Source organism: Streptomyces pseudovenezuelae (assembly GCF_029892565.1).
Lineage (GTDB): Bacteria > Actinomycetota > Actinomycetes > Streptomycetales > Streptomycetaceae > Streptomyces > Streptomyces pseudovenezuelae_A.
The window spans coordinates 185,223-198,474 of the sequence record NZ_JARXVH010000005.1; the positions used below are offsets into that span (position 1 = coordinate 185,223).

The 13,252-nt window shown below is 70.0% G+C and carries 11 protein-coding genes; 5 read left to right on the forward strand and 6 right to left on the reverse strand.

The window, feature by feature from the left end; translation table 11 throughout:
- Positions 1-2 precede the first annotated feature (2 nt).
- The 3 genes from M2283_RS17345 to M2283_RS17355 all read right to left on the reverse strand — a co-directional run bounded on the left by M2283_RS17345 (position 3) and on the right by M2283_RS17355 (position 2,586).
- Complete coding sequence (locus tag M2283_RS17345; protein ID WP_280877154.1) at positions 3-1,109, reverse strand: amidohydrolase family protein; 1,107 nt, start codon at positions 1,107-1,109, stop codon at positions 3-5.
- A gap of 102 nt (positions 1,110-1,211) precedes the next feature.
- Positions 1,212-1,559, reverse strand: coding sequence for a hypothetical protein (locus tag M2283_RS17350; protein WP_280877155.1), 348 nt, complete (start codon positions 1,557-1,559; stop codon positions 1,212-1,214).
- A gap of 73 nt (positions 1,560-1,632) precedes the next feature.
- Positions 1,633-2,586 carry a heme o synthase gene (locus M2283_RS17355; RefSeq protein ID WP_280877156.1) on the reverse strand — a complete coding sequence of 318 codons (954 nt, stop codon included), beginning with the start codon at positions 2,584-2,586 and terminating at the stop codon, positions 1,633-1,635.
- A gap of 407 nt (positions 2,587-2,993) precedes the next feature.
- Between M2283_RS17355 and tkt the strand changes: the two genes are divergently transcribed.
- From tkt to pgl, 5 genes are read left to right on the forward strand one after another with little or no spacing between them, the layout of a single operon-like run.
- Complete coding sequence (gene tkt / locus M2283_RS17360) at positions 2,994-5,102, forward strand: transketolase (RefSeq protein ID WP_280877157.1); 2,109 nt, start codon at positions 2,994-2,996, stop codon at positions 5,100-5,102.
- A gap of 33 nt (positions 5,103-5,135) precedes the next feature.
- Positions 5,136-6,254, forward strand: coding sequence for a transaldolase (gene tal / locus M2283_RS17365; protein WP_280877158.1), 1,119 nt, complete (start codon positions 5,136-5,138; stop codon positions 6,252-6,254).
- Between the two features lie 4 nt (positions 6,255-6,258).
- Positions 6,259-7,797 carry a glucose-6-phosphate dehydrogenase gene (gene zwf / locus M2283_RS17370; protein WP_280877159.1) on the forward strand — a complete coding sequence of 513 codons (1,539 nt, stop codon included), beginning with the start codon at positions 6,259-6,261 and terminating at the stop codon, positions 7,795-7,797.
- Positions 7,794-8,873 carry a glucose-6-phosphate dehydrogenase assembly protein OpcA gene (gene opcA, locus M2283_RS17375; RefSeq protein WP_280877160.1) on the forward strand — a complete coding sequence of 360 codons (1,080 nt, stop codon included), beginning with the start codon at positions 7,794-7,796 and terminating at the stop codon, positions 8,871-8,873. The genes zwf and opcA overlap by 4 nt, the downstream gene beginning before the upstream one ends.
- Positions 8,870-9,652: a 6-phosphogluconolactonase gene (gene pgl, locus M2283_RS17380; protein WP_280877161.1), complete on the forward strand. Its 783-nt coding sequence runs from the start codon at positions 8,870-8,872 to the stop codon at positions 9,650-9,652. The genes opcA and pgl overlap by 4 nt, the downstream gene beginning before the upstream one ends.
- Positions 9,653-9,699: 47 nt before the next feature.
- On the opposite strand, the gene M2283_RS17385 is transcribed toward pgl, so the two are convergent.
- Genes M2283_RS17385 through M2283_RS17395 form a run of 3 tightly spaced genes read right to left on the reverse strand, consistent with a single transcriptional unit; the run spans position 9,700 to position 13,228 of the window.
- On the reverse strand, positions 9,700-10,539 hold the full coding sequence (locus M2283_RS17385; RefSeq protein WP_280877162.1) for a carbohydrate ABC transporter permease: 840 nt from the start codon (positions 10,537-10,539) through the stop codon (positions 9,700-9,702).
- The gene (locus M2283_RS17390; protein ID WP_280877163.1) at positions 10,536-11,894 is read right to left on the reverse strand and encodes an ABC transporter permease subunit; all 1,359 of its coding nucleotides are present in this window, start codon (positions 11,892-11,894) and stop codon (positions 10,536-10,538) included. The genes M2283_RS17385 and M2283_RS17390 overlap by 4 nt, the downstream gene beginning before the upstream one ends.
- 5 nt (positions 11,895-11,899) lie before the next feature.
- Complete coding sequence (locus M2283_RS17395; RefSeq protein WP_280877164.1) at positions 11,900-13,228, reverse strand: ABC transporter substrate-binding protein; 1,329 nt, start codon at positions 13,226-13,228, stop codon at positions 11,900-11,902.
- Between the last annotated feature and the right edge of the window lie 24 nt (positions 13,229-13,252).

A 13,252-nucleotide genomic window follows, 5' to 3' on the forward strand; every position in this document is an offset into this window, starting at 1 on the left:
GCTCAGTCCAGTCCGTACACCCTCCGCGCGTTTCCCGCCGCGACCATGCCCGCCACCCGTTGCGCGTCCGCCAGGGACCACGCCCCCTCGGCGACCCAGCCGCCCAGGACGCGGCCGAGGGCCTCGCGGAAGAGGCGGGCGGCCACCACGTGGAGTTCGGGCAGGCCGTGGGCACCGCTGGAGAAGAGGATCTTGCCGAAGGGGGTCAGCTCCAGGATCTCCGCGAGGATCGTCGCGGCGCGGGCGCCGGTGCGCACGAGGGCGGCGCCGGAGTCGGCGTACACGTGCGGGAAGACGCCGGCGAGGTGGGCGGCGTGGCGGTGGTAGGGGTAGCCGTGCAGCAGGACCAGGTCGGTGCCGAGACCGGCCGTGGCGCGGACGAAGTCGGTCAGCAGGACCGGATCCGTGCGGTCGATACGGGCCCCGGGCTCGCCCAGGCCCGCGTGCAGTTGGAGCGGGAGCCCCGAGGCGACGGCGATCCACAGCAGGTGGCGCAGCAGGACCGGGTCGCTCAGCTCGCCGCCGACCCGGCGCCCGGCCAGCCACCGTCCGGCCGCGCCCCGCACCTCTCCGGGTCCCGGCGGCTCGGGCGCCAGCGCCAGTCCGTGCCGCAGGCCCGCGACCGAGGTGAAGGCGACGGCGTTCGCGGCGGCGCCGTGCACCGACTCGGCGAGGTTGGCGAGGAAGGACTCGACGGTGCCGGAGGTGTCGGCGACCTGCTCGGCCAGTAACTCCAGGCGGACGATCTCGCGGGCCTCGGCGGCCCCGGCCGAGGCCAGCTCGTCGGGGCAGGTGAGGTCGCCGGGCAGTCCGGTGTCGACCAGGTACGTCGTGATGCCGCTGCCCCGCAGCAGCCTGCGGCCCGCTTCCAGCACGCCCAGCTCTCGGCGCCGGGCGAGATAGTGGGCGGGCAGGCAGTGCGGTTCCAGACCGAGCAGCGGAGGACACCACCGGCGTACGGCGAAGCCCGTCTGGGTGTCGAAGAGGGTGGTTCCCGGCGCGGGCGGGCCCTCGGTGCGGGCCAGTTGGGCCTCGAAGGTGCCCAGGCCCAGCTCCGTTCTCAGGACGCCGTGGCAGTACTGGTCCACGAGGGACGGCGTTTCGATCATCCGGACTCCCCGTGCTGGACCGTGCACTCCGTACAGGTCCTAACGGGTGAACCGGCTGCGAGGTGTTGCTAGGACACACCCCGTGCGAATCGCCGAAGGGTGTCAGCCGTTGCGCGGTCCGCCGACCTGGATGCCGGCCATCCGCTTCCACTCGTACGGCCCGGTCTTCACCTTGGCCGCGAACTCGCCGTCGAAGGACTCGTGGACGGTGATGCCGGACTTCGCCACGGCCTGCTCGGCGAGCTCGTAGGAGGGGGCCACCAGGTCACCCCAGCCGCCGTCCTCGCCGACGAGCACGATGCGGGCGCCCCGCTCGCCGATGTAGGCCACCTGACCCTCGGCACCGCCGTGCGCCTTGGCGAAGGCCTCGATCTGCTTGGCGAGCTTCGCGACCTTGCGCTCGGCCTTCGCGTCGACCTGCTGGGGGTCCGCCTGCTGCGTGTCTGCCATGGCCAGGATGCTACTCACCGGTAGATCGACTGGCGAGGGCAGGGCTGTGTGACCTACGTCCGCCCAGGAGGCGTCAGCGCAGGAAGGGGTCCACCGCGATCGCCACGAACAGCAGCGAGACATAGGTGATGGACCAGTGGAACAGCCGCATCTCCTTGAGCTTGCCGCCCGCCACCTCGGACTTCGCCCGGTTCTGCAGGGCGTGCGCCTCCCACAGCCACCAGCCGCCCGCGACCAGCGCGACGGACGTGTAGAACCAGCCCGTGTAGCCGAGGGGGGTCAGCAGCAGCGAGACGGCCACCATCACCCAGCTGTAGATGACGATCTGCTTGGCGACGACCTTGTTGGACGCGACGACCGGCAGCATCGGCACGCCCACGCGCGCGTAGTCCTCCTTGACCTTCATGGACAGCGGCCAGTAGTGCGGCGGCGTCCAGAAGAACATGACGAGGAAGAGGATGACCGGCGCCCACGACAGGGAGTTCGTGACGGCGGACCAGCCGATCAGCACCGGCATGCAGCCGGCGATGCCGCCCCACACGATGTTCTGCGAGGTGCGGCGCTTGAGGATCATCGTGTAGACGACGACGTAGAAGAGGAGCGCCCCCAGGGCGAGCCAGGCCGACAGCCAGTTGACGGTGAGGCCGAACAGGAGGGTGGAGACGATCGCGAGGGAGATGCCGAAGGCGAGGCACTCGCGCGGGCTGACCATGCCGGTGACCAGGGGGCGCTGCGAGGTGCGGTCCATCAGGGCGTCGATGTCGCGGTCGATGTACATGTTCAGCGCGTTGGCGCCGCCCGCCGAGAGGTAGCCGCCGAGGCAGGTCAGCAGCACCAGGTTCAGGTCGGGCACGCCCTGCTGGGCGAGGAACATCACCGGAACGGTGGTGATGAGCAGGAGCTCGATGATCCGCGGCTTGGTCAGCGCCACGAATGCCTTGACACGGGCCCCGAACGGCCGGTGACTCGGGCTCTGGCTCGCACCGAGCACCCCCGCTGGACGGGATTCGACGGCCGTCACGCACACCCCTACAGAGACATCCCAGCAAGCCTCACCCGTGTGAAGTCCCGGTAAAGGCCCGCGCGTACCACGCCACTCTAGACGTTGCCCATACCCCGACCTTCGCGGGGGTCGGGTCGTGTTGGGAGAGGTCCCCCACCAGGCGCGCAGGGGCCTCTCATCGGTCTTCCGGAAGATCGCACGACAGCTCGATTGAGCAGTCGGACAGGCGCCTGCGTATTCAGTTGCCGAATGCGATCCGGACCAGTCGGGAGGCGGATCCTCGATAGTCCCGGCAGTCTGGAATGACTCGAAAAAATGCGCGTTCTCACGGGGGTAGGCTCGACAACGGCCGGTGGGCGCCCCAGTGCACCGGTATTCGACTGCACCGGCATTCGACATGCGTGACATGTGGAGAGGAGCCCTGACTCAGGGTGAGCACCAAGCCGACCACCACAGACCTCGAGTGGACCGAGTTGGACCAGCGGGCCGTGGACACCGCCCGCGTCCTGGCCGCCGATGCCGTACAGAAGGTCGGCAACGGCCATCCGGGTACGGCGATGAGCCTGGCTCCGGCCGCGTACACCCTCTTCCAGAAGGTGATGCGGCACGACCCGGCCGACCCCCAGTGGGTCGGGCGCGACCGTTTCGTGCTGTCCGCCGGCCACTCGTCCCTGACCCTCTACACGCAGCTCTACCTGGCCGGGTTCGGCCTTGAGCTGGCCGACCTGGAGTCCTTCAGGACCTGGGGTTCGAAGACCCCCGGGCACCCGGAGTACGGCCACACCAAGGGCGTCGAGACGACGACCGGCCCGCTGGGCCAGGGTGTCGCCAACGCCGTGGGCATGGCCATGGCCGCCCGCTACGAGCGCGGCCTGTTCGACCCGGACGCGCCGCAGGGCGAGTCCCCCTTCGACCACTTCATCTACGCCATCGCCGGTGACGGCTGCCTCCAGGAGGGCATCTCCGCCGAGGCGTCCTCGATGGCCGGCCACCAGGAACTGGGCAACCTGATCCTGCTGTGGGACGACAACCACATCTCGATCGAGGGCGACACCGAGACCGCCGTCTCCGAGGACACCGTCAAGCGCTACGAGGCGTACGGCTGGCACGTCCAGCGCGTCGCCCCGAAGCCGGACGGCGACATCGACCCGCACGCGATCTACAACGCCATCGAGGCCGCGAAGAAGGTGACGAACAGGCCGTCGTTCATCGCGATGCGCTCGATCATCGCCTGGCCCGCGCCGAACGCGCAGAACACCGAGGCCGCGCACGGTTCGGCGCTCGGCGAAGACGAGGTCGCGGCCACCAAGCGCGTTCTCGGCTTCGACCCGGAGAAGTCCTTCGACGTCTCCGACGAGGTCCTCAAGCACACCCGCCAGGCGCTGGAGCGGGGCCGCGAGGCGAAGGCCGCGTGGGACCCGTCGTACCAGCAGTGGCGCACGGGCAACCCGGAGCGCGCGGCCGAGTACGACCGCATCGCCAAGGGCGAGCTGCCCACCGGCTGGGAGGAGAAGCTCCCGGTCTTCGAGACCGGCAAGGGTGTCGCCACCCGTGCCGCGTCCGGCAAGGTTCTCCAGGCGCTCGGTGCCGTGATCCCCGAGCTGTGGGGCGGCTCCGCCGACCTGGCCGGCTCGAACAACACGACCATCGACAAGAACAGTTCGTTCCTGCCGGCGGACAACCCGCTGCCGGGCGCGGACCCTTACGGGCGCACGATCCACTTCGGCATCCGCGAGCACTCGATGGCCGCCGAGATGAACGGCATCACCCTGCACGGCAACACCCGTGTCTACGGCGGTACGTTCCTCGTCTTCTCCGACTACATGCGCAACGCGGTCCGGCTGTCCGCGCTGATGCACCTGCCGGTGACGTACGTGTGGACGCACGACTCCATCGGCCTGGGCGAGGACGGCCCGACCCACCAGCCGGTCGAGCACCTGGCCTCGCTGCGCGCCATCCCGGGCCTGAACGTGGTCCGCCCGGCCGACGCCAACGAGACCGTGATCGCCTGGCGCGAGGTCCTGCGCCGCTACACCAAGGTCTTCGGCGAGGGCGCCCCGCACGGTCTGGCGCTGACCCGCCAGGGCGTGCCGACGTACGAGGCCAACGAGGATGCCGCCAAGGGCGGTTACGTCCTGTTCGAGGCCGACGGCGCTGCGCCCGAGGTCATCCTCATCGCCACCGGTTCCGAGGTGCACGTGGCCGTCGAGGCGCGCGAGCAGCTCCAGGCGGACGGGGTGCCGACGCGGGTCGTGTCCATGCCCTGCGTGGAGTGGTTCGAGGACCAGGACCAGGGGTACCGGGACAGCGTGCTGCCGCCGAGCGTGCGCGCGCGTGTCTCGGTGGAGGCGGGCATCGGCCTCACCTGGCACCGGTTCGTCGGGGACGCCGGCCGCATCGTTTCCCTGGAGCACTTCGGTGCTTCGGCCGACGGAAAGGTCCTCTTCCGCGAGTTCGGCTTCACTGCCGAGCACGTCGCCGAAGAGGCGAAGAAGTCGATCGCCAAGGCACGCGAGTCCATCGCCGCCGCCCAGCGCTGACGCCCACATACGACACGTAGGAGATGTAATTCCATGACAGACGCACTCAAGCGCCTCTCCGAGGAGGGCGTCGCGATCTGGCTGGACGACCTGTCGCGCAAGCGGATCACGTCCGGCAACCTCACGGAACTGATCGACCAGCAGCACGTCGTGGGCGTCACCACCAACCCGACGATCTTCCAGAAGGCGATCTCGTCGGGCGACGGCTACGACCAGCAGCTGTCGGACCTCGCCGCGCGCAAGGTCACGGTCGAAGAGGCCATCCGCATGATCACCACGGCGGACGTCCGCGACGCCACCGACATCCTGCGCCCGGTCTTCGACGCCACCGACGGCCAGGACGGCCGGGTGTCGATCGAGGTCGACCCGCGCCTGGCACACAACACCAAGGCGACCGTCGCCGAGGCCAAGCAGCTGGCCTGGCTGGTCGACCGCCCCAACACGCTGATCAAGATCCCGGCCACCAAGGCGGGTCTGCCGGCGATCACCGAGGTCATCGGCCTCGGCATCAGCGTGAACGTGACGCTGATCTTCTCGCTGGAGCGCTACCGCGAGGTCATGGACGCCTACCTGGCCGGCCTGGAGAAGGCCAAGGAGCGCGGCCTGGACCTGTCGCTGATCCACTCGGTGGCGTCCTTCTTCGTGTCCCGCGTGGACACCGAGATCGACAAGCGGCTGAACGCGCTGGGCACCGACGAGGCCAAGGCGCTGCGCGGCAAGGCCGCCGTCGCCAACGCGCGCCTGGCCTACCAGGCCTACGAGGAGGTCTTCTCGACCGCTCGCTGGAGCACCCTGGAGAGCGCGGGCGCCAACAAGCAGCGTCCGCTGTGGGCCTCGACCGGTGTGAAGGACCCGGCCTACAAGCCGACCCTGTACGTCGACGACCTGGTGGCGCCGAACACGGTGAACACCATGCCGGAGGCGACCCTGCAGGCCACCGAGGAGCACGGCGAGATCACCGGTAACACGATCTCCGGCACGTACGTACAGGCCCGCGCCGACCTCGACGCCATCGAGAAGCTCGGGATCGCGTACGACGACGTGGTCCAGGTTCTGGAGGACGAGGGCGTCGAGAAGTTCGAGGCGTCCTGGACCGACCTGCTCGACTCGACCGAGGCGGAGCTCCAGCGCCTCGCCCCCTCGGAGGGCTGAGGTTTTGGCTCCTACTGCCGGTTCCGGAGCGAATCCGCTCCGTGACCCCGCCGACCGACGGCTCCCGCGTATCGCGGGGCCGTCGGGCCTGGTCATCTTTGGTGTCACGGGCGATTTGTCACGCAAAAAGCTCATGCCCGCCGTGTACGACCTCGCCAACCGAGGTCTGCTGCCGCCGGGCTTCTCCCTGGTCGGGTTCGCCCGCCGCGAGTGGCAGAACGAGGACTTCGCACAGGAGGTCCACGACGCGGTCAAGGAGCACGCCCGCACCCCGTTCCGCGAGGAGGTCTGGCAGCAGCTCATCCAGGGGATGCGCTTCGTCCAGGGCACCTTCGACGACGACGAGGCCTTCGAACGACTGCGCGGCACCATCGAGGAGCTGGACAAGGCACAGGGCACGGGCGGCAACTTCGCCTTCTACCTGTCGGTGCCGCCGCGCTCCTTCCCGGTGGTCATCCAGCAGCTGAAGAAGCACGGTCTGGCCGACCAGACCGGTGGCTCCTGGCGGCGCGCGGTCATCGAGAAGCCCTTCGGCCACGACCTCAAGTCGGCCGAGGCGCTCAACACGACCGTCGAGGAGGTCTTCGCCCCCGACCAGGTCTTCCGCATCGACCACTACCTCGGCAAGGAGACCGTCCAGAACATCCTGGCGCTCCGCTTCGCCAACACGATGTTCGAGCCGATCTGGAACCGGTCCTTCGTGGACCACGTGCAGATCACCATGGCCGAGGACATCGGCATCGGCGGCCGGGCCGGCTACTACGACGGCATCGGCGCCGCCCGTGACGTCATCCAGAACCACCTGCTCCAGCTCATGGCCCTGACGGCCATGGAGGAGCCGTCCTCCTTCGACGCGGACGCGCTGGCCGCCGAGAAGACCAAGGTGCTCGGCGCGGTGCGGCTGCCCAAGGACCTGGGCCGGGACACCGTGCGCGGACAGTACGCGGCAGGCTGGCAGGGCGGCGAGAAGGCGGTCGGCTACCTCCAGGAAGACGGCATCGACCCCAAGTCGAAGACCGACACCTACGCGGCGATCAAGGTCGAGGTGGACAACCGCCGTTGGGCGGGCGTCCCCTTCTACCTGCGCACCGGCAAGCGGCTCGGCCGGCGCGTCACCGAGATCGCGGTGGTCTTCCAGCGGGCCCCGCACTCCCCCTTCGACCACACGGCGACGGAGGAGCTGGGCAAGAACGCGATCGTGATCCGCGTCCAGCCGGACGAGGGCGTCACGGTCCGCTTCGGCTCCAAGGTGCCGGGCACCTCGATGGAGATCCGGGACGTCTCCATGGACTTCGCCTACGGCGAGTCCTTCACGGAGTCCAGCCCGGAGGCGTACGAGCGTCTCATCCTCGACGTCCTGCTGGGCGACTCGAACCTCTTCCCGCGCACGGAGGAGGTCGAGCTGTCCTGGAAGATCCTCGACCCGATCGAGGAGTACTGGGACACCAACGGCAAGCCCGCCCAGTACCCGTCCGGGACCTGGGGCCCCGTCGAGGCGGACGAAATGCTCGAGCGAGACGGACGGAGCTGGCGCCGGCCATGAAGATAGACCTCACGGACACCACAGCCAGCAAGATCAACAAGGCGCTGGTGCAGGGCCGGCGGGCGATCGGCACGCCGGCCGTCGGCATGGTGCTCACGCTGGTCATCGTCACGGACGAGGAGAACGCGTACGACGCCCTCAAGGCGGCGGGCGACGCCTCGCACGAGCACCCCTCGCGCACCCTGGTGGTCGTCAAGCGCGTCTCCCGCTCGCCCCGCGACCGTACGGCGTCCCGGCTGGACGCCGAGGTCAGGGTGGGCGCGGACGCGGGCACCGGTGAGACGGTGATCCTGCGCCTGTACGGCGAGGTGGCGGGCCACGCCCAGTCGGTCGTCCTGCCGCTGCTGCTGCCGGACGCCCCGGTGGTGGTCTGGTGGCCGGTGAACGCGCCCCTCGACCCGGCGAGCGACCCCCTGGGCGCCCTCGCCCAGCGCCGGGTGACCGACACCTACGCCTCGGAGCAGCCGGTACGGGACCTCACGTCCCGCGCCGACACCTACACCCCGGGCGACACCGACCTCTCCTGGACCCGCATCACGCCCTGGCGCTCGATGCTGGCCGCCGCGCTCGACCAGGTCGTCTGCGAGGTCGAGACGGTCGAGGTGGAGGGCGAGGAGTTCAACCCGAGCTGTGAGCTGCTGGCGATGTGGCTCGCGGACCGGCTGGACGTGCCGGTGAAGCGGTCGCTGTCGTCGGGCCCCGGTCTGACGGCGGTGCGCATGCACACCGACAGCGGGCCGATCGTGCTGGACCGGGCGGACGGCTCGCTGGCGACGCTCTCCATCCAGGGTCAGCCCGACCGTGCGGTGGCGCTCAAGCGCCGGGACACGGCCGAGCTGATCGCGGAGGAGCTGCGGCGGCTGGACCCGGACGACACGTACGCCTCGGCGCTGCGCTTCGGGGTGGACCGGCTCAACGCGCCCGCGGCCGTCGCCGCGGTGCCCTCCGGGGAGGTGGAGTCGTCGGCCAAAGGAGCACGGGCCGGAGACGAAACCGCTGGCGAGGGCGTTGCGGAAGCTGCCGGGCAGGAAGCGGCGGCGCAGGCATCGGTGAAGAAGAAGGCGGCGGCGAAGTGAACACTCCGCAGCTGGTCGTGCACCGCGACAAGGAACTGATGGCGCAGGCCGCGGCGGCCCGTCTCATCACGAAGGTCGTGGACGCGCAGGCCTCCCGGGGCTACGCGTCCGTGGTGCTGACCGGCGGGCGCAACGGCAACGGGCTGCTCGCGGCCCTCGCCGGCCAGCCCGCCCGGGACGCGGTCGACTGGAGTCGGCTCGACCTGTGGTGGGGCGACGAGCGGTACCTGCCCGAGGGCGACCCGGAGCGGAACGACACGCAGGCCCGCGAGGCCCTGCTGGACGCCGTGCCGCTGGACCCGAAGCGTGTGCACGCCATGCCCGCGTCCGACGGTCCGTACGGCGCCGACGTGGAGGCCGCGGCCGACGCGTACGCGGAGGAGCTGGCCCGGGCCGCCGGTCCGGAGAACCACGGATCCGTGCCGACCTTCGACGTGCTGATGCTGGGCGTCGGCCCGGACACCCATGTGGCGTCCCTGTTCCCGGAGTTGCCGGCGGTGCGGGAGACGCAGCGCACGGTGGTCGGGGTGCACGGCGCGCCGAAGCCGCCGCCGACCCGTGTCTCGCTGACCCTCCCGGCCATTCGCGCGGCCCGCGAGGTGTGGCTGCTCGCGGCCGGCGAGGACAAGGCCGAGGCGGCGGCGATCGCGCTGTCCGGCGCGGGCGAGATCCAGGCCCCGGCGGCCGGCGCGTACGGTCGCGCCCGCACGCTGTGGCTGCTGGACGCGGCGGCGGCCTCACAGCTGCCGCGGTCGCTGTATCCACCGGCCACTTCGTGAACCCCGGCGGGGTGCGGTGAGGATCCTCTCGCCGCACCCCGCCTCGGTTATTTCACCGAGCCGGCCATCACGCCCTGCACGAAGTGCCGCTGGAAGGCGAAGAACACCACCACGGGCACGATCAGGGACACGAACGCGCCGGGCGCCAGCACATCGATGTTGCTGCCGAACTGCCGTATCTGCGACTGGAGTTCCACGGTCAGCGGCTGCGAGGAGGGGTCCGCGAACAGCAGCGCCACCAGCATGTCGTTCCACACCCACAGGAACTGGAAGATGGCGAGGCTGGCGATCGCCGGCCTGCCCACCGGCAGCACCAGGCGGGTGAAGATCCGCCATTCGCTGCCGCCATCCATCCGGGCGGCCTCCAGCATCTCCTTGGGCATCTCGGCGAAGTAGTTGCGCAGCAGGAACACCGCGAACGGCAGTCCGTACGCCACATGGAACAGCACCACTCCGGGGATCGTGCCGAACAGCCCCAGCGCGCCGAAGAGTTTGGCGACCGGCAGCAGGCCGATCTGCACGGGCACCACCAACAGCGCGACCACGACCAGGAACACGGGCTCGCGGCCGGGGAAGTCCAGCCAGGCGAAGGCGTACGCGGCCAGCGCGGCGAGGACGACCACCAGAGCCGTCGCCGGGACCGAGATCAGTACGGTGTTCCAGAAGGCGCGGGTGATGCCCGCGTTCTTCAGCAGGGCCGAGTAGTTGTCGAGGGACAGCTGGCCGGGGCTGGTGATCGAGGTCCACCAGCCGCTGCTCGACGAGTCCTGGCTGGACCGCATCGAGGACAGCAGCAGTCCGGCGAGCGGGGTGAGCCACACCAGTCCGATCACGACGAGGAAGGCCTGCACCACCCCGTTGCCCAGACCGCGCCTGATCGCGTTCATCCCTGACTCCTTCGAAAGCGCCGGACGTTGAAGGCCATGGCCGGGATCACCAGCAGCAGGAGCAGTACGCCCAGCGCGCTGCCGAGCCCCTGGTTGTTGCCGCCGCCGAAGGAGACGAGCCACATCTGGGTGGCGAGGACGGCCGCGTCCTGCGCCACCGGGCCGGGCGCGATGATGTACACGAGGTCGAAGACCTTCATCACGTTGATCACGAGGGTCACGAACACCACCGTGAGCACCGGCGCGAGCAGCGGCACCGTGATGAGCCGGAAGATCTGCCACTCGTTGGCGCCGTCCATCCGCGCCGCCTCCAGCGCGTCCCGGGGCAGGGCGGCGAGCCCCGCGCCGATCAGCACCATCGCGAACCCGGTCCAGATCCACAGGTAGGCCCCGATGATGGCCGGTGTGACGAGGGTCGGGCCGAGCCAGGAGACGCCCTGGTAGGGCTGCGCGAAGTTCGAGCCGGGCAACTGCACCGTGTACGAACCGGAGTTCAGGCCGGTGAAGCGGAAGGAGCCGTCGGACGCGGTGCTCGTGCTCGCGACCGTCTTCCCGTCACGCACCGCCTCGACCTTCATCTCGGGCAGTCCGCTCTCCTTCGGGTCGACGACGCCCTGCTTGCCTCCCCCGCCGAGCGTGAAGTCGAGGTAGACCACGCCGCGCAGTTCACCGGCGGACGCCCTGCGGTTCGCCGCCGCGTACGCGGGCTCGGCGCCGCCCGGCAGGTCCTTCGGCGCGACGCCCACCAGCCCGAGGTTCACCGAGTCGCCCGGTGACACGCCGGCACTCGTGCGGTACGAGCCGTCCGGCTCCGCGGTCAGACCCTGGCCGTCGCGGGCGCGGGCGGTGGGGTACTCGGAGGTGCCCTTGAAGACATCGTGCGCGCCGACCACGGCCGCGTTCAGGACGCCCTTGTCCGGGTCGTCGTCGTAGGCGAGCCGGAAGATGATGCCGGCCGCCAGGAAGGACACGGCCATGGGCATGAACAGCAGCAGCTTGAAGGCCGTCGCCCAGCGCACCTTCTCCACCAGCACGGCGAGGATCAGGCCGAGCCCGGTCAGCAGGGTCGGGGCGACCACCACCCAGATCGCCGTGTTGCGTACGGCGGTGAGGGTGGCCGGGTCGCGGAACATCTCGGTGTAGTTGTCGCCGCCCACGAAACGGCTGCCGGACGCGTCGAAGAAGCTGCGGCCGATGGAGAACAGCACGGGGTAGACGACGAGCGCGCCCAGCAGGAGGAGCGCCGGGAAGACGAAGAGCAGGCCGACGATCCAGGCCCGTCGGCGCGCTCGCCGCGCGCGCTCGACCTGTGCGGTCACGGGTGGACTCGTCTCTTTCACCAGGGTCGCGGTCATGGTCGTCAGCCCTTGTAGGCCTTGGCCGCCGCGTTCTCCAGCTGAGCCGCGGTGCCCTTCGGGTCCGAGGGGTCGCGCAGGAAGTCCTGGAGCAGCTTCCACTCGCCGGCGCCCTTGGTGCCGCCGAAGGCCGCGGGCGCCTGGTCGGACATGTCGAAGCGGACCGAATCCCCGGCCGAGACAAGGGACTTGGCGGTCGCGCGGGTGACGTCGTCGCCGTAGGAGGCGAGGTCGAGCTCCTTGTTCGGGGACAGGAAGCCGCCCGCCTTCGCCCACACGGCCGCCGCCTCCGGGGTCGCGAGGTACTCCAGGAGCTTCATGCCGGCCTTGGCGTTCTTGCCGTCCTTGAGGACGACGGCCGCGTCACCGCCGCTGACCACGGGCGCCTTGCCGCCGTCGACCGCGGGGAAGGGGAAGAAGTTGGCGTCCGTGCCGATGGTCTTGCCGAACTGGTCCTTGGCGACGCCGGCGACGAAGTCCCCCTCGTAGACCATCGCGGCCTGCGGCTTGGGCCCGAACACCTTCTCCACCGAGCCCGGGAAGTCGGTGTTGAGGGCCTCCTTCTGGCCGCCCGCGATCAGCTGCTTGTCCTTGAAGAGCGTGCCGAGCGTGCCGAGCGCCTTGGCCACGGACGCGTCGGTCCACTTCAACTTGTGGGTGGCCAGGGCGTCGTACTTCTCGGGGCCGGCCTGGGAGAGGTAGATGTTCTCGAACCAGTCGGTGAGGGTCCAGCCGTCCTGGCCGCCGATCGAGAAGGCGGCGAGACCGGAGTCGGAGACGGTGTGGCCGGCCTTCAGCAGGTCGGCGTACGTGGTCGGCGGCGTGACGCCGGCCTGGTCGAGGGCATCGGGGCTGTACCAGACCGTCGACTTGTGGGCGGCCTTGAAGTAGAGGCCGTAGAGGGTGCCGTCGACACTGCCGTAGTTCTTCCAGACGGGGGCGTAGTTGGTGTCCACGGACTGCTGCGTGGTGGTGGACAGCGGCTTCAGCCAGCCCTGTTGGGCGAACTGCTGGAGCACGCCGACCTGCGGGACCATCACGACGTCGGGTGCGTTGCCGCCCTCGATCTTGCTGCCGACGACGGTGGAGACGTTGTCCCCGGTGGACGTGAACTGCGTCTTGGCGCCGGTCTTCGCGCTGAACGCGTCCAGCACCTTCTGGAAGTTCTTCTGCTCGCTGCCGGACCAGACACCGGCCACGGTGACCGTCTGGCCGGCGAGCGCCTTGGCGCCGCCGCCGGCCGAGACCGGGTCGCTGCTTCCACAGGCGGTCGCGCCGAGCGCGAGGACCAGGGCGGTGCAGCCGGCGAGGAGAGTCGTACGTCGTCGCATCATCGTTGATGTCCCTTCGGGGGATGG